Below are 16,416 nucleotides of genomic sequence, written 5' to 3'. Positions count from 1 at the left end.
AACAGGATGGAAAAAACATATTATGTTGTCTCAGATATACATGAACGTATTGATTTGTTGGATGAATCGATAAAGAGACATATTGATTTTTCAGATTCAGAGAATATTCTGATCTTATTAGGTGATTATGTAGATGGCACTACGAAAACAGAATCATATCATACACTTCAATATATTTATGATTTACAACTCGTTTATCCTCATCAAGTCATTGTTTTAAAAGGAAACCATGAACAATGGCTATGTGATTATCTTCATCAAAGAAAAAGTATCTTACAAACATATGTAGAACCGGATGATGATACACTTGAAAGTTTTATTCCTTTGAATGAAAGAGAAAAAATGTATGAACAGGTTTATATGCAAAGTCATAATCTTGAACAACTTGGTAAAAATATCAAAAGATTGAGATGCCAATACATTTTAAAACATCATCAAGAACTCATTGATTGGGTTTCAAAGTTACCTTGTTATTATGAAAATGAAGATTGTATATTTGTTCATGCAGGAATTAATATACTTGATGGATGTCATGAATTATGGAAAGAAACAAGTACAATTGATGATTATTTGATGCAGTATCCAGCTAATCTTACTGATCAATTAGACAAGGTTATTATTGCAGGACATGTAGGAACGAGTGGAATAAAAAATGATACTTACTTTCATGATATATATAGATATAAAAATAAAATTTTTTTAGATAGCGCAGTTGAAATATCAAACAAACTCAATCTTCTTAAAATATATCATCATCAGTATTTAGAAATATATAAGAAAGATGGTCAATGGGTAGAAAGATTATTGCCTGATATTGTTGACTAGAAACACAGTTAATGAGGTATATGATAATGGAAATGTATTTTCTTATTAAAGAAACAAAGCAAGATGAAACTGTTGAATATAGAGGTATCTATAATACTGAAAGAAATGTACAAAAAAGGTTTTTAGAAATAACGAAGGACATAAGTATTAAGGAATGGGACGAAAGATTCAAAATTATAGTTTTCACAAATGTAGGAGAAGACATTGAAGAATATGAGAATGGATTTGAATTCATTCCTTCTCAATTGCATTGGTATTGTTTAGGTAAAGAAGATTGATAGAGTGGAGGATAATGTGGGTCAATTAAAAATAATCACACAAAATTTGCATAGAAATTTTAGTCAAGAATATATGAATTTATATGAAGCGGATATATATGCATTTCAAGAATTAAAGACTGGTCATTTGGCTATTACAAAAATATTAAATAAAGAATCACAAGATTATATTATAGAATATAAAGGTAATGATCGTGTTCATGAATTGTCATTAGAATATTTTCCCTGGTGGGAGTTTCGGTCTGGATATTGGATGGAGGAACATATTCTTTATCAAAACAAAAAAATCAGTTTAATCAATATTCATATTTCTCCATACTATTCAACATTCTTAAGATTTTTATTATTGAAAAGGTTAGAAGATTTAGAAAACCAAAATGTTATTTTGGTAGGTGATTTTAATGCTGCATTTGACTATCAATCAGAAAATAGTGTACCAGATAATCATGCATATTTAGGCTATCTAATAAAGACCTATGGTTATTTTGAACTATGTTCAAAAGAAGAAAATGTGAAGCCACATTATACTTATTTTGATCAAAAAAAGAATGGAAAGAAATTAGATCATATCTTTGTTTCACAAACTCTTTTTGATCAATTAAAAGACTATCAGATAACATATATAGATGAAGTGACTCAAAATTCAATTCATACTGATCATTCAGGAATACAATTCATATTTCGTATTTAAAATTATAAATATTAAAATGATATAGAAAGATAGATGATATAAAATCTATCTTTTTTTGTTTTGTTTAAATTATGCAAAATATTTTGACATTATTTAAACTTTTGTATCTAACAGAATGATGAGAAAATGAAATTAGGAAAGGAGTGAATTTCAATATAACAGCAAGATACAAATGAAAAAATCATTAAACCTCCCCTAAAATATAATGAATAAAAACTCATTTTATCAAAGCTAGTTGTTTTATGTTTAAGATGAAAAGGAGGAAAATATGGAATTAAAAGAAGATTTTTTATGGGGTGGCAGTTTAGCTGCTAACCAAATAGAAGGTAATTGGAATATTGATGGAAAAGGTCCAGCCATTATGGATTATGTAACATCAGGGTCTTATCAAAAAGAAAGAGAAGTGACAGATGAGATAGAAGAAGGAAAAATTTATCCATCTCATACAGGTATTGATTTTTATCATCAATATAAAGAAGATATTAAACTCTTGGCAGAACTTGGTTTAAAGGCATTGCGTATCTCAATTGACTGGTCAAGAATCTTTCCTTTAGGTGATGAAGAACAGCCTAATCAAAAAGGTTTAGACTATTATCATGATATCATAGATACATTACATATGTATCACATTGAACCGATTGTGACATTGTATCACTATGAAATGCCAATGAATATTGTGAAGAAGTATGATTCATGGATGAATCGAAAAACAATTGATTTGTATTTACATTTTTGTGAAACAGTTATGAAATCCTTAAAAGGAAAAGTGAAATATTGGGTGACCTTTAATGAAATGAATCATATTGATCCCCAAACTGAGAATTCAGATTTGTTTACATATATGATAACAGGTATCAAATATTCAAGAATGGAAAATCCTTCGCAGATGATTGCGACTATGAGTTATCATATGGTTTTAGCAAGTGTCAAAGCAGTTGCATTAGCGCATTATATTGATGCCACTAATCAGGTGGGGTGTGTATTTGGCTTGACACCTGTCTATCCAAGAAACTGTAATCCTATCAATGTTATAAACGCATTCCAAGAAATGGAGAAAGATTATTATCAGATTGATGCAATGACTCAGGGAAAATTCCCTAGTTATAAATTAGCAGAGTATCAAGAGGCGGGTATTGCTTTGAAGATAACAGAAGCTGATCAAGAAGCCTTTCATATGGGAAAATTAGATTTCATTGGGATTAATTATTATATGTCAAGTGTTGCAAGATATACTGGTGATGATGATCAGGAAGAGACAATATTTGGTAACGTTCAAAATCCTTATTTGCAGACAAGTGAATGGGGTTGGGCTATTGATGGAATTGGCTTACGTTATATCTTGAATTATACTTATCATAAATATGGATTACCTATTCTCATTACTGAAAATGGTTTAGGAGCTGTGGATACAATTGGAGAAAATGGCAGTATTCAGGATGATTATCGCATAACATATCTGCAGGAACACATTAGTGAAATGAAGAAAGCAATATTAGAAGATCATGTAGAATGTTTTGGTTATTTAACATGGGCTCCTATTGATTTGGTCAGTTTAACGACTGGTGAAATGAAAAAACGATATGGCTTTATTTATGTGAATAAACAAGATGATGGAAGTGGTGATTTCTCAAGACATCAAAAGAAATCTTTTGAATGGTTTCAAGAGATTATTAGAGAAAATGCGAAACAATTATAGTGATTAGTGCAGTTTTCGACAAATTATTTATGCGTATTTCAAACTGTTGTGTCAGCAGAGACAATGCTATAATGAATTTGGGAGATGGGTCATGTGAATAGAAAAGTATTAGATTTGTTTCAATCTCAGGATATTGTGACATTAGAAGAATTAAAAATACAACTAAGTTTTTCAGAAAGAAAGGTTAGAGAATTTTTAAGTGAGTTAAGAGATGAAGGGGATAAAAATGGATTTCAAATTATTACTGTTAGTAAAAGAGGATATTTTTTACAGATTACAGATCATATGAAATATCAATCCTATTTACAACATCTTGATCATGATTTCCAGCAGGGAATTGCTAAAAAAGATTATCGTATATCATTGATTCTGTTCCTCTTATTACAGAATACTGGATTTATTTCTATTAATCAGGTTGCGGAAATTCTAGATGTCAGTCGCAGTACAGTGATCAATGATATAAATGATGTGAAGAAGCAATTACAGGAAAATGGTTTACAGTTGGAATCTCGTTCACATTATGGCATGAAAGTTTCTGGGAATGAAAAAGATATTAGACAGATGTTGTCTAAAGTAAGTAGAAAAGTCATTGAAAGTCAAAATGTCCATTTAGAGTTCTTTGAATTCATTGAGCAGTTAGATTTTGATAAGGTAACTGATCAATTTGTATCTTTATTAAATGAATATAACATTATTATGACAAACAATGCTATAGAATCTATATTGTTTCATTTAAAGATTCTGATTTATAGAATTTTACAGAAAAACTATATCAATGAAATTCAAATTAATAAAAATCTTATTGATTCTAAAATATTTGCGATGACTAGAGAATTACTTTCCTTCGTTGAAAATCAATATTCAATTCAAATCACGAATGATGAAATTGATTTAGTTGCATCACAAATTTTTGGAAAAGCCAGTTCTGAAAAAGTGCCCCTGAATCAGAAAATGAAACTGGTAAAATCCATTCGAGAAGCTTTAATAAAAGTTGATAAAGATTTTGATACAAATTTCAGTGAAGATACAATCTTAGAAGAGAGTTTATTATTGCATTTGCATCCATTAATTATGCGTGTTACATATGGATTAACATTAAGTGATTCATTAGTCAAATCTGTTTCTGTTCAGTATATGAATGCTTTTTTGGTCGCTATGCGTTTTATAGATTATCATGAAGAATTGAAGGCTTATCAGTTATCGCGTGATGAAATTGGTTATTTAGCTCTACATTTTGCAACTCATATTGAAAGAGAAAATCAAGCAAAGATGCAGAGTATAAAGAAGATTGTTTTTATTGCCGATAGTATGAAAAGTTCAACACTCCTCATGAAAACCAAACTTCAATCTTATTTTCCATTTGCCAATATTATGGTTATTCCACATATGTCTGTTGAAAAACATGATATGGAAGAAATTGAACTAATCATTTCAACAGAGCCAGTTAGACTAAAAAAAGGTCAAAATAAAGTTGTTGTCATTCATCAGAATTTTGATGAGAAAGATTTTCATAAGATTAAAAATGAAATTATTTTCTCTGGAGAACAATACAAAAATAATGTATTAGGATTACAGGATTTATTCTATGAAGACTTGTTTTGGATTGTTGAAAGTGAGGATTATCTTGATTTAATCACCAAGATGTGTAAACAAATGGTCAATAAAGGATATGCAAAAAAGGGTTTTGAAGAGTCTGTATTGGAAAGAGAAAAACGCTTCTCGACACTTTATGATACAGGAATAGCTTCTCCTCACAGTCTTCAGCCAATGGGAAATATTGATAGTGTTGGTGTTATTCTACTTAAAAAGCCAACGGTGTTTCATAATAAAGAAGTCAAGTGCATCTTTGTTATTAATGTGAAAAAAGGACATCTACTGCTTCATCAGGAAATCAGTGATTTCTTAATTCAATTGATGAATGATAGTAATAAAATTAAACAATTAGAACTGATAAACACATTTCAGAAATTGACAGTGTTTATAAAAGAGTTTTTGTAAGGAGTATATATTATGGAAGAAGAAATTATGACAATTATATTAAATGCTGGAGATGCACGTTCTAAGTCTCTATTGGCTTTAAAGTCAGCAAGAAAAGGTGAGTTTGAAAAAGCTAAGGAACTACTCAAACAAGTAAGTCAATCAATGATTTTAGCCCATGATGTACAAACAAAACTGATTCAAAAAGAAATCTCTGGGGAAAAACAGGAAATCAGTTTGTTAATGGTTCATGCGCAAGATCATCTCATGACAGCAATGGCTATTCGAGACATGGTTGAAGAAATGGTTGTTTATGCAGAGGAATTAAATAAAAAAATGGAGGAAATGTTATGATTAAGAAAATTTTATTGGCATGCTCTGGTGGTTTTTCTACCAGTATGTTAGTTCAGAGAATGAAAGATGCTGCCAAAGCAAAGAATCTAGATATCGAAATATTAGCAGTTGGGGAAGATAATATTTTTGAACAATTAGATTCTGATGTCTTGTTGTTGGCACCACAAATTGCTCATAAGTTAGAAGATTTATCATCAGATTTAGATATACCAGTCTTTACGATTGATATGATGGATTATGGGATGATGAATGGGGAGAAAGTATTAACAGAGGTTTTAGAAAAAGTAAAATAAATGGGAGGGAAATATAATGAATAAAACTTTTGCACAAAAATTAAGTAAAGCAGTGAGTAAGTTTTCTGGTAACCTAATTGTCAAAACAATTGCTTCAGGTATGGCAAGATTGTTACCAGTGATCATGATTGGATCAATTGTCACTTTATTAATTAGTTTACCAATTGATCCATGGTTAGCATTTTTAGAAAGTTCAGGAATTGGTTCAATTATTACAATAGGATCAAAAATGACAAATGATATTATTACAATTTATTTGGTTGTTGCATTATCATTTGATATGGCACGTTTATTAAAAGTCAATCAATTGAATGCTGTCTTAGTCTCTGTTGTATCGTTCTTCATTGTGACGCCTATGACAGATGCAATGATTGGTGAAAAAGCAGCGAAAGTTTTTACAACAACATATTTAGGATCTAGAGGGATGTTCGTTGGTATCATCGTGGCATTGCTAGCTACATATTTATTCTATCTATTGGTAGAAAAAGGACCAAAAATCAAGATGCCTGCCAGTGTTCCACCAGCGATAACAGCCTCTTTTGAATCATTGATACCAGCAATTGGCGTGGCAGCAGTATTTATTGCGATTGGTGCAGTATTCTCTATGACATCATATGGTGATGTTCATTCAGCAGTTTATGCAGTTTTACAGGCACCACTAGAAGGTTTAGGAAATTCTATCTGGGCTATGGTTTTATTGGCATTGTTAGGTGAGTTCTTCTGGTTCTTTGGGATTCATGGAAGTAATGTAACAAGTGCTGCCAATAATACATTGTTTATGCCAGGTGCTATTGAAAATGCCTCAAATGTAGCGGCTGGATTACCTGCAACAAATGCTGTGAATTCTTATTTCTTAGAGGCTTTTAAAGGACCAAGACACTGTGTATTATCAGCAATGTTAGCTTTTATGTCAAAATCAAAACAATTAAAAGCAGTTGGAAAGATTGCGGTTGTACCAGGATTATTTGGAATTAGTGAACCCATGAAATTTGGAATTCCAATGGTTTTTAATCCAATTATCCTCATTCCAATGTCACTTGCTCCAGTCATTTCATTATTGATTGCTTACTTTGCTATTAAAATCGGATTTATGTCTATTGTCAGCATTGCTGTTCCATGGGTTGCTCCTCCTCTCATTGGTGGTTTCTTAGCAGCTGGTTGGCAAGGAGCAGTTGTCCAACTTATTCAAATGATTGCTATCTTTATCCTTTATTTACCATTCTTTAAAGTTTTAGATAAACGTAAATGTGCTGAAGAAGCATTAAATGAATCACAAGCAAAAGAAGGAAATGCTTCATGACAAAGATAATTAAACTAGAAGGAACATTTAATACACGTGATATTGGTGGAATCATTAATACTGCTGGAAAAAGTATACGCTATAATCGTATGATTCGTTCTGATGCTTTAAATACAATAACACTATGTGATGTTAAATATTTAGAAGAATTAGGACTCAAAACAATTGTTGACTTTAGAGGAAAACAGGAGATAGAAAAAGCACCTGATGTGAAAATTGAAGGAGTTAAAGAGGTGTATTTATCACCCAATGCAGAAGTCGCTAACTTAGCCAGTGGTAATATTGTTGATGATCAAAAGAAAATAGATACACTTATTAAAATCACAAGTACATCAGAAGGAAGAGCACAGTTACAGGCACGTTCTGAAGAGATGAGTGACCAAATGCGTGAACTCGTGAATAGTCCATATGCTAATAAAAAGTATAGTGAGTTTATTGAGTTGTTAACTGATGAAAATAATTTACCCTTATTACATCATTGCAAAGGTGGAAAGGATAGAACTGGTTTTGCTGCCATGATAACATTATTTATTCTTGATGTCAGTATTGATAAAGTGAAAGAAGAATACATGTTAACAAAAGAATGTATGGCTTTAAGAAATGAAAAAAGAATGAATGAATATCGTCAATATACTGATAATCCATTTGTTTTGGAATATTTATCAGGTCTCATGCAAACAAAAGAAACTTACTTTGATGCAGCTATTGATGAAATGATAAAATTAGGAGGAACAATTCCCAACTATTTAGAACAATATTTGAATGTAACACCAGAAAAAAAAGAAAAAATAAAACATAATTTTTTAGAACAATAAAACAGAAAAGCGCTATTATGAATGTGATATTGCATTGATAAAACGCTTTTTTCTTGTTGATTTAATAAAAAGAATAGTTTTCCATTTATGTTTTCTATATAATGAAATTATAAAACAAATATATAAGGAGAAAACATATGAGTAAGATAATATTTTTAGATGTTGATGGAACATTAATTGATTATGAAACAAAGTTACCTGCTTCAGCTGCAAAAGCAGTTGACTTGGCTCGTGCAAATGGACACAAAGTTTATATTTGTACAGGATGTTCAAAAGCAGAGATTGAACAAAGGAATCTTTGTGATTTAGATGGGATGATAGGCGGAAATGGTGCCTATGTTGAAGATGCTGGAAAAGTGATTATGCATCAAGGACTTACCAAAGAAGATGTCAAACTTATTGTTGACTGGTGTAATGAAAGACGTTTGGGAGTTTGTTTAGAGGCTAATAGTGGAATGTATTGTAATGATTATATGCTAGAACAAGGACCATCTACGATGATGAAATATGCCCAAGGGAAAGGCGCAAATTTGGAACAGGCGAAAGAAGTTTCAGAAGAGATCATGAAAGGTTATATTCATTTAAAAGGTGAAGATTTGTATCGTGATGATGTGAATAAGATTAGTTTTATTTTGAGTTCATATCAAGATCATTTGGATTCTAAAAAAGAATTTCCTCATCTTGTTGCTAATACTTGGGGTGGTAAAGGTGAAGTGGCTTTATATGGTGATTTAGGACCAGCTGGGATTACCAAAAAACATGCGATTGAAGTGTTGTTAGATTATTTAGGTGCTGATCAAAAGGATACGATTTCATTTGGTGATGCCAAGATAGATTTATCAATGTTTGAATGTTGTGCATTTAATGTTGCAATGGGAAATGGTGGTGAAGAAATCAAAGCTGCTGCAGATTATGTGGCTACAGATGTGAATGATGATGGCATATATAATGCTTTCCAATATTTGAAATTAATATAAGACTGTTTTTCTATTGTTTCATTTATGTTAATATATAAATAGAAAGAAGGGACATATTTATGAAAAAAGAAGTTTTAGATTATGTTGTTGAAAAAACACATGAATTAATGAATGCGGCACCATGCTCTCAGGAAGCAAAAGATGCTGCACAAAAGTGGCTAGATGCTATTGGAACAGAAACTGAAGTTGAAGAAACAGAAAAATATCTTGCAGAATTAAAAGAAGATGTTGTAACAATTGATAATTTAATTGGTTTTTCTGGTTCTGATGCAGGAAAGGCCCATTTTGGAGAAGAACTGGCTTCAAGCATTTTAGAACATGCAAAAGAAATCAAAGCAGCTGGAGCACAGTATTGTGATTGTCCTGCTTGCACTGCAGCTTTAGCTATTCTAGAAAAGCAAGACGATATGCTTCAATAATAAAGCAAAAGGTATCCTTGAGTTAGGATATCTTTTTGTTTGAATGAACAGAAATTGTTATTGTGTGTAAAGAAGGAATAGTGTAGAATAAATGCAAAAGAAGAAACAGTGAGGTTAATTAATGAATAGAAAATATCCAAAAGTTATTATTTCTGAAGAAGGTGAAAAATGGTTAGATAAGGGACAAATGTGGATGTACAAGAATAATCTTGTCAATCTTGACGAAAAAGTAGAAAATGGAGCAATTGTTGATATTATAACAACCAGAGGACGTTATATGGGAAGTGGTTTCCTTTCTAAAGAAAGTCATATTACAGTACGTATCTTATCTAAAGATGAAAATGAAATATTTGATAGAGAGTTCTTTAAGAAAAGAATTCAGTTTGCATATGAATTTCGTAAAACTTTAGAAAAAGATAATCTATCTAATTGTCGATTGGTTTTTGGAGAAGCAGATGAATTACCTGGTTTAACTGTAGATCGTTATAATGATCTCTTAGTTACTCAAATCAGTTCATATGGATTAGATCAAAGAAAAGATATGATCTATGCATTATTATTGGAAGTATTAAGGGAAGATGGACAAAATGTGAAAGGTATTTATGAAAGAAATGATATCAAGGTACGTGCAAAAGAAGGACTTCCATTAGAAAAAGGCTTTTATAAAGATGTTTATTTACCAACTACGACAATCATTGAGGAAAATGGCATAAAACTTCATGTAGATGTTGAGAATGGTCAAAAGACTGGTTATTTTTTAGATCAAAAGCAAAATAGGTTCTTACTTAGAAAGATGTCACATGGTAAACGAGTTCTTGATTGTTTTAGTCATACTGGTGGCTTTGCTTTAAATGCGGCTTATGGAGATGCTAAAGAAGTTGTTGCTGTTGATGTCTCACAAACAGCATTGGATCAAGGTTATCAAAATGCTAAACTTAATCATTTAGAAGACAGAATCAAGTTTGTAAAAGACGATGTTTTTGATTATTTAGATAAATGTCAAGTTGGTGCATTTGATATTATCGTTTTAGATCCCCCAGCATTTACGAAATCAAGAAGAACCATTGATCATGCCTACAATGGCTATAAAAGAATCAATATGCAGGCTATGAAACTATTAGGCAAGGGTGGTTATTTGATTACATGTAGTTGTTCACGCTTTATGGAAACTGCAAACTTTGAGAAAATGCTAAGAGAAGCGGCTCATGAAGTTGGTGTTACACTCAAACAAGTATCTGTGACACAACAAAACCATGATCATCCGATTTTATGGACAATGGAAGAAACTTCATATTTGAAATTCTATATTTTTCAGATTATATAACTATAAAAGGTGATAGACATAAGATCTATCACCTTTTAACTATTCTTATACATGTTTATGAATGTCAAGTATATGTTCATAAAAAAGAAGATATTGGTTATCAAAAAGAATATGTTTTAGTTTCATTTTATGATAAAATTAAATTAAATGAAAGTTATTTTTGTTGTAAATGAAAGTCTTATGTGCTATTCTAATAGAAGAAAAGAGTGATAAAATGAATAAAAGACATTCAAAAATATTAGAATTATTGACAGAACATAAGAAAATGGAAGTTACAAAATTATCTGAATTGCTAGATGTTTCTCAGGTTACGATTAGAAAAGATTTGGTTTCATTAGAAAATAGTGGCATTATCATTAGAGAACATGGCTATGCGACATTAAATGATAGTGATGATATCAATAATCGTTTGGCATACCATTATGATAGTAAGCAAAGAATTGCACAAAAAGCAGTAGAAAGCATTCAAAATGGTGAAACTGTGATGATTGAATCTGGATCATGCTGTGCACTGGTAGCTTTAGAAATTGCTCAAACAAGAAAAGACGTCACTTTAATTACCAATTCTGCATTTATTGCTGATTATATTAGAAAGATAGGGACAGTTAAGATTATTTTACTTGGTGGGGAATACCAAAATGAATCACAAGTCATGGTTGGACCCATTACAAGAAAATGTGCTGAAGCGTTCTATGTTGATAAACTCTTTATAGGAACTGATGGGTTTACCAAGGAAACTGGCTTTACAGGAAATGATTATATGAGAAGTGAAGCTGTCAGAGATATGGCAAAACAGGCTGATAAGGTTATTATTGTGACTGATTCAGTGAAATTCCATCAAAAAGGTGTTGTCAATTTATTAAGAACAGAAGATGTCGATTGTATTTATACAGATTCAGATATTCCTAGCGAGATTGAAGAATACCTCCTTGGAAAGAATATTGAAGTTTGTAAGGTGAATCCATGAGTTGTTTATTCTGTGAAAGAAAAGAATTTGTTTTAGAAAATGATGCTGGCTATGCGATTTACGATGAAAATCCTGTGAGTGCTGGACATATGCTAATTATTCCAAAGAAACATGTGACTCATTTTTTTGAAGCTGATGAGCATCTACGAATGAAATTATTCCAACTTGTTGATGATGCAAAACATATGCTAGATAACCAATATCATCCTGATGGCTATAACATTGGAATGAACTGTGGTGAAATGGCTGGTCAATCTATCATGCATTTACATATTCATTTGATTCCAAGATATCAGGGGGATACAGCTGATCCTAAAGGTGGTATTCGAGGTGTCATTCCAGAAAGAATGCATTATTAAAAAAAGGAGCACTGCTCCTAGAAAAAACAATCAAGACCTTGTTCAAGAAAGATATTCTGGTAGTCTTGTAAGTCCTCCTTATGGAGGGCTTTTTTATTTTTTAGATGATAATCACGATTTAATAACTCATATTTCTTTTCACCAAATTGATGGAAAGGTAAAAGTTGAACACGTTTAGCACCAACAGACTGCAATAATTTGGCAAGTCCCTTGGCATCTTTTAATGAGGCATTGAAATCAGGAATGACAGGAATTCTTGGTAAAACTTCAATACCTTGATCAATTGCCCATCGAAGATTTTGTATAATCAGGTCATTATGCACAGCAGTACCTAAGAAATGTTGCTCACTATCATAGTGTTTGACATCAAATAATAAAAGATCAAAGAGTGGAGCTAAGTCCTGAAAGATTTGTGGTTGAATATATCCTGTTGTTTCAATCGCAACATGAATACCTTCATCTTTTAGCTTATTGACAAGGGCTTTGACAAAACTTGGCTGACTCATTCCTTCACCACCAGAAATTGTCACACCTCCATCTGATTCTTCATAAAAATCTTTATCTTGTAAACATGTTTTTACAATCTCATCAATTTCCTTATATTCACCTTCATGTGTGAGAGCATCCTGAGGACAGGAATGGACACATGTTAAACAACCGACACATTTTTTAGCATCAACGAGAATACGATTATTTTGATGGGTGAGGGCACCATGTGGACAGACATGAACACATTGCTGACAATGAATACATTTGTCACAATCGTATAAAATTTGAATATGGTCTAATTGTGATTCAGGGTTGGAACACCATTGACATTTTAATGGGCAACCCTTAAAAAAAACAGTTGTCCTGATGCCAGGACCATCATGAATGCTAAACTTTTGTATATTGAAAATTATTCCTTTGTTCATAATTATAGCTCCTTTACCATAGTTATCATATCATTTTCTTTTCATATTGTAAATAATATATTTCAAATGAAACTAAAATATAATTTCATTGAAATATATATTGACTTTAAAGTGAAAAGTGTTATGATAGATGTGTAAATGAAATTAACAAAAGTTTCAAATGAAATAATGGAGGAGAAAACTATGAAAAACGTAGAGCATTTTGGTGATTTGACACCAAGGATGAATGAGTTTAGAGAGAAAGTCTTAGAAAAGAAGCCATATATTTGTGCTGAAAGAGCTTTATTGGTTACTGAAACTTATAAAGAACATCAAAATCAGCCTGCTGTAATGAAACGTGCATTGATGTTAAAGAATATCTTAGAAAAGATGTCTATCTATATTGAAGATGAAACATTAATTGTAGGGAATCAAGCAGCTTCTAACAAAGATGCTCCAATCTTTCCTGAATATACATTGGAATTCGTTATCAATGAATTGGATTTGTTTGAAAAACGAGATGGAGATGTTTTCTATATCACTGAAAAAACAAAAGAAGACCTTCGTTCTATTGCTCCATTTTGGGAAAATAATAATTTAAGATCAAGAGGGGATGCATTACTTCCCGATGAAGTCAAAGACATCATGTCTACCGGATTACTAGGAATGGAAGGAAAACTCAATTCTGGAGATGCCCATTTGGCAGTTGATTACCAAACAGTATTACAGATTGGTTTAAAAGGGTATGAAGAAAGAGTTTTAAAATTAAAATCTGAATTAGATTTATGTAAACCTGAAAATATTGATAAATATGTTTTCTATAAAGCTGTCTTAACTGTTATTGAAGCAGTGAAAACATATGCTCATAGATTTAGCGTATTGGCAAAAGAATTGGCTGACAAGGCAGAAGGAACGAGAAAAGATGAATTATTAGAGATTTCTAGAATCTGTGATAAGGTTCCTTATGAACCTGCTGAAACATTCTATGAAGCGGTTCAATCGACTTGGTTTATTCAATTGATTTTACAAATTGAATCTAATGGACATTCCTTATCATATGGACGTTTTGATCAATATGTTTACCCATTTTTACAACATGATTTAGATAAAGGAATGATCACAGAAGATCAAGCAGTTGAATTACTCACAAATCTTTGGATCAAAACACTAACAATTAATAAAGTCCGTTCACAAGCTCATACATTCAGTAGTGCAGGAAGCCCAATGTATCAGAATGTTACAATTGGGGGACAGACATCTGATAAAAAATGTGCAGTTAATAAGTTATCATATCTGGTTTTGAGATCAGTTGCACAGACAAGACTTCCTCAACCAAACTTAACAGTCAGATATTATAATGGAATGCCTCAGGAATTCTTAGATGAAGCAGTTGAAGTCATGAAACTTGGAACAGGAATGCCAGCATTTAATAATGATGAAATCATTATTCCTTCATTTATTGATTTAGGTGTTAAAGAAGAAGATGCTTATAATTACTCAGCTATTGGCTGTGTAGAAACTGCTGTTCCTGGGAAATGGGGATATCGTTGTACAGGTATGTCATACTTGAACTTCCCAAGAATCTTACTATGTGTGATGAATGATGGTATTGATTTAACAACAGGAAAGCGATTTGTTGAAGGTAGTGGACATTTTAAAGATATGAAGTCTTTTGAAGAATTGCAGGCTGCTTGGGATAAAGCAATTAGAGAATTAACAAGAGTTTCTGTGATTGTTGAGAATGCTGTTGACTTGGCAGGTGAAAGAGAAATTCCAGATATCTTATGTTCAGCTTTGACACAGGATTGTATTGGTCGAGGAAAGACTATCAAAGAAGGTGGAGCAATCTACGATTTTATTTCTGGTTTACAGATTGGAATTGCCAATATGGCAGACAGTCTAGCAGCTATTAAGAAATTGGTTTATGAAGAAAAGAAAATAACACCTGAACAGTTATGGAATGCTATGCAAAATAATTTTGAAGGTGAAGACAATCAAAGAATTCAAAAAATGCTGATCAATGATGTTCCTAAATACGGAAATGATGATGATTATGTTGATCAGTTGGTTGTTGATGCTTATAACTCATATATAGAAGAAATGAAGAAATACCCAAATACAAGATATCAAAGAGGACCTATTGGGGGTATCCGTTATGCAGGAACATCTTCAATATCTGCCAATGTAGGACAAGGATTAGGTACAATGGCAACACCAGATGGTCGTAAAGCCCGTACTCCACTTGCAGAAGGATGTTCACCAGCTCATGCAATGGATAAGAGTGGACCAACAGCGGTCTTTAAATCAGTATCAAAATTACCAACGCATGAGATTACTGGTGGTGTCTTATTAAATCAAAAGGTGACACCTCAGATGTTATCAACAGATGAAAATAAAATGAAATTAGAGATGATGCTGAAAACATTCTTTAATCGTTTACATGGCTATCATGTACAATATAATGTTGTTGATAGAGAAACATTATTGGATGCTCAAGTTCATCCAGAAAAACATCGTGATTTAATTGTCAGAGTTGCCGGATATTCAGCATTCTTCAATGTTTTATCAAAAGCAACACAAGATGATATCATTGAAAGAACTGAACAAACTTTATAAGAGGAGAAAATGAAAATGGAATTTATTATTGATACAGTTGATTTAGAAGAAATTAAGGATGCAGTCGAACATATGCCAATTGTGGGGGTGACAAGCAATCCCTCAATTGTCAAAAGAACAAGTCCAGAAAACTTTTTTGATCATATGCGAGCAATCAGAAGCATTATTGGAAAAGAAAGAAGCTTACATGTACAAGTGATTTCTAAGGATTGTGAAACAATTGTCAAAGAAGCTCATCGTATCTTGGAAGAAATTGATGATCAGGTATATGTAAAGGTACCAGTTTCTTATGAAGGAATGAAAGCAATTAAAATCTTAAAAGCAGAAGGCATTCATGTTACAGCAACTGCCGTGTATGATTTAATGCAGGCTTATATGGCATTAGCAGCCGGAGCAGATTATATTGCACCATATGTGAATCGTATTGGAAATTTGGGAAGTGATCCTATGGAACTCATCAATGAATTATCAAGTCGTATTGTCATGGATGGATACAATACAAAGATTGTTGCAGCCAGCTTTAAAGGTGTTCAGCAAGTGCGTGACTCATTCAATTATGGAGCGCATGCGATTACCGCACCAGTCGATGTTTTAAAAACAATATTCAAGAATCCAAGTATTGAAAAAGCAGT

17 protein-coding genes are annotated in these 16,416 nt (G+C 31.9%); 16 read left to right on the top strand and 1 reads right to left on the bottom strand.

Annotated elements, in window-relative coordinates; all coding sequences use genetic code 11:
* Positions 1-6 precede the first annotated feature (6 nt).
* The 14 genes from BN350_RS07030 to BN350_RS06960 all read left to right on the top strand — a co-directional run bounded on the left by BN350_RS07030 (position 7) and on the right by BN350_RS06960 (position 12,275).
* On the top strand, positions 7-825 hold the full coding sequence (locus tag BN350_RS07030) for a metallophosphoesterase (protein ID WP_028042962.1): 819 nt from the start codon (positions 7-9) through the stop codon (positions 823-825).
* Between the two features lie 26 nt (positions 826-851).
* The gene (locus BN350_RS07025; RefSeq protein WP_028042961.1) at positions 852-1,103 is read left to right on the top strand and encodes a hypothetical protein; all 252 of its coding nucleotides are present in this window, start codon (positions 852-854) and stop codon (positions 1,101-1,103) included.
* A gap of 16 nt (positions 1,104-1,119) precedes the next feature.
* Positions 1,120-1,794, top strand: coding sequence for an exonuclease/endonuclease/phosphatase family protein (locus tag BN350_RS07020; protein WP_028042960.1), 675 nt, complete (start codon positions 1,120-1,122; stop codon positions 1,792-1,794).
* A gap of 268 nt (positions 1,795-2,062) precedes the next feature.
* Positions 2,063-3,490 (top strand): family 1 glycosylhydrolase, encoded by a 1,428-nt coding sequence (locus BN350_RS07015; protein WP_028042959.1) that lies wholly within the window; start codon positions 2,063-2,065, stop codon positions 3,488-3,490.
* A 93-nt stretch (positions 3,491-3,583) separates the two neighbouring features.
* A complete protein-coding gene (locus BN350_RS07010) occupies positions 3,584-5,488 on the top strand; it encodes a BglG family transcription antiterminator (protein WP_028042958.1) in 1,905 nt (634 codons plus the stop codon).
* A 12-nt stretch (positions 5,489-5,500) separates the two neighbouring features.
* Complete coding sequence (locus BN350_RS07005; RefSeq protein ID WP_028042957.1) at positions 5,501-5,821, top strand: PTS lactose/cellobiose transporter subunit IIA; 321 nt, start codon at positions 5,501-5,503, stop codon at positions 5,819-5,821.
* On the top strand, positions 5,818-6,114 hold the full coding sequence (locus BN350_RS07000) for a PTS sugar transporter subunit IIB (RefSeq protein WP_044600180.1): 297 nt from the start codon (positions 5,818-5,820) through the stop codon (positions 6,112-6,114). The genes BN350_RS07005 and BN350_RS07000 overlap by 4 nt, the downstream gene beginning before the upstream one ends.
* Before the next feature lie 16 nt (positions 6,115-6,130).
* Entirely contained in the window at positions 6,131-7,414 is a 1,284-nt protein-coding gene (locus tag BN350_RS06995) for a PTS sugar transporter subunit IIC (RefSeq protein WP_028042955.1), read from the top strand.
* Complete coding sequence (locus BN350_RS06990; RefSeq protein WP_028042954.1) at positions 7,411-8,229, top strand: tyrosine-protein phosphatase; 819 nt, start codon at positions 7,411-7,413, stop codon at positions 8,227-8,229. Before BN350_RS06995 ends, BN350_RS06990 begins: the two co-directional genes overlap by 4 nt.
* A 137-nt stretch (positions 8,230-8,366) precedes the next feature.
* On the top strand, positions 8,367-9,206 hold the full coding sequence (locus BN350_RS06985; protein WP_028042953.1) for an HAD family hydrolase: 840 nt from the start codon (positions 8,367-8,369) through the stop codon (positions 9,204-9,206).
* Positions 9,207-9,265: 59 nt separating this feature from the next.
* On the top strand, positions 9,266-9,625 hold the full coding sequence (locus BN350_RS06980; protein WP_028042952.1) for a hypothetical protein: 360 nt from the start codon (positions 9,266-9,268) through the stop codon (positions 9,623-9,625).
* A gap of 121 nt (positions 9,626-9,746) precedes the next feature.
* Positions 9,747-10,949 carry a class I SAM-dependent rRNA methyltransferase gene (locus BN350_RS06975; RefSeq protein ID WP_028042951.1) on the top strand — a complete coding sequence of 401 codons (1,203 nt, stop codon included), beginning with the start codon at positions 9,747-9,749 and terminating at the stop codon, positions 10,947-10,949.
* 214 nt (positions 10,950-11,163) lie between these two features.
* The gene (locus BN350_RS06965) at positions 11,164-11,916 is read left to right on the top strand and encodes a DeoR/GlpR family DNA-binding transcription regulator (RefSeq protein ID WP_028042949.1); all 753 of its coding nucleotides are present in this window, start codon (positions 11,164-11,166) and stop codon (positions 11,914-11,916) included.
* A complete protein-coding gene (locus BN350_RS06960; protein WP_028042948.1) occupies positions 11,913-12,275 on the top strand; it encodes an HIT family protein in 363 nt (120 codons plus the stop codon). The genes BN350_RS06965 and BN350_RS06960 overlap by 4 nt, the downstream gene beginning before the upstream one ends.
* 17 nt (positions 12,276-12,292) lie before the next feature.
* On the opposite strand, the gene BN350_RS06955 is transcribed toward BN350_RS06960, so the two are convergent.
* Positions 12,293-13,189 (bottom strand): glycyl-radical enzyme activating protein, encoded by an 897-nt coding sequence (locus BN350_RS06955; protein WP_028042947.1) that lies wholly within the window; start codon positions 13,187-13,189, stop codon positions 12,293-12,295.
* A gap of 183 nt (positions 13,190-13,372) precedes the next feature.
* Here BN350_RS06955 and BN350_RS06950 point away from each other — a divergent pair, with 183 nt between their 5' ends.
* Positions 13,373-15,784 carry a glycyl radical protein gene (locus BN350_RS06950; protein WP_028042946.1) on the top strand — a complete coding sequence of 804 codons (2,412 nt, stop codon included), beginning with the start codon at positions 13,373-13,375 and terminating at the stop codon, positions 15,782-15,784.
* Positions 15,785-15,799: 15 nt separating this feature from the next.
* A partial coding sequence (locus BN350_RS18680) for a fructose-6-phosphate aldolase (RefSeq protein ID WP_044600202.1) occupies positions 15,800-16,416 on the top strand: 617 nt, incomplete at its 3' end.

The sequence above is a fragment of the Candidatus Stoquefichus massiliensis AP9 genome (assembly GCF_000455285.1).
Taxonomy (GTDB): Bacteria; Bacillota_I; Bacilli_A; order Erysipelotrichales; family Coprobacillaceae; genus Stoquefichus; species Stoquefichus massiliensis.
This window is presented reverse-complemented; position numbering and strand designations above follow the sequence as displayed.

What these genes read in the sequence shown, in the direction of transcription:
- BN350_RS06950 (WP_028042946.1), top strand. Translation starts at nt 13,373, where the DNA reads ATGAAAAACGTAGAGCATTTTGGTGATTTGACACCAAGGATGAATGAG.
- BN350_RS06960 (WP_028042948.1), top strand. Translation starts at nt 11,913, where the DNA reads ATGAGTTGTTTATTCTGTGAAAGAAAAGAATTTGTTTTAGAAAATGAT.
- BN350_RS06955 (WP_028042947.1), bottom strand. Translation starts at nt 13,189, where the DNA reads ATGAACAAAGGAATAATTTTCAATATACAAAAGTTTAGCATTCATGAT.
- BN350_RS07030 (WP_028042962.1), top strand. Translation starts at nt 7, where the DNA reads ATGGAAAAAACATATTATGTTGTCTCAGATATACATGAACGTATTGAT.
- BN350_RS06985 (WP_028042953.1), top strand. Translation starts at nt 8,367, where the DNA reads ATGAGTAAGATAATATTTTTAGATGTTGATGGAACATTAATTGATTAT.
- BN350_RS06980 (WP_028042952.1), top strand. Translation starts at nt 9,266, where the DNA reads ATGAAAAAAGAAGTTTTAGATTATGTTGTTGAAAAAACACATGAATTA.
- BN350_RS06995 (WP_028042955.1), top strand. Translation starts at nt 6,131, where the DNA reads ATGAATAAAACTTTTGCACAAAAATTAAGTAAAGCAGTGAGTAAGTTT.
- BN350_RS07005 (WP_028042957.1), top strand. Translation starts at nt 5,501, where the DNA reads ATGGAAGAAGAAATTATGACAATTATATTAAATGCTGGAGATGCACGT.
- BN350_RS06990 (WP_028042954.1), top strand. Translation starts at nt 7,411, where the DNA reads ATGACAAAGATAATTAAACTAGAAGGAACATTTAATACACGTGATATT.
- BN350_RS07025 (WP_028042961.1), top strand. Translation starts at nt 852, where the DNA reads ATGGAAATGTATTTTCTTATTAAAGAAACAAAGCAAGATGAAACTGTT.
- BN350_RS06975 (WP_028042951.1), top strand. Translation starts at nt 9,747, where the DNA reads ATGAATAGAAAATATCCAAAAGTTATTATTTCTGAAGAAGGTGAAAAA.
- BN350_RS07000 (WP_044600180.1), top strand. Translation starts at nt 5,818, where the DNA reads ATGATTAAGAAAATTTTATTGGCATGCTCTGGTGGTTTTTCTACCAGT.
- BN350_RS06965 (WP_028042949.1), top strand. Translation starts at nt 11,164, where the DNA reads ATGAATAAAAGACATTCAAAAATATTAGAATTATTGACAGAACATAAG.
- BN350_RS07015 (WP_028042959.1), top strand. Translation starts at nt 2,063, where the DNA reads ATGGAATTAAAAGAAGATTTTTTATGGGGTGGCAGTTTAGCTGCTAAC.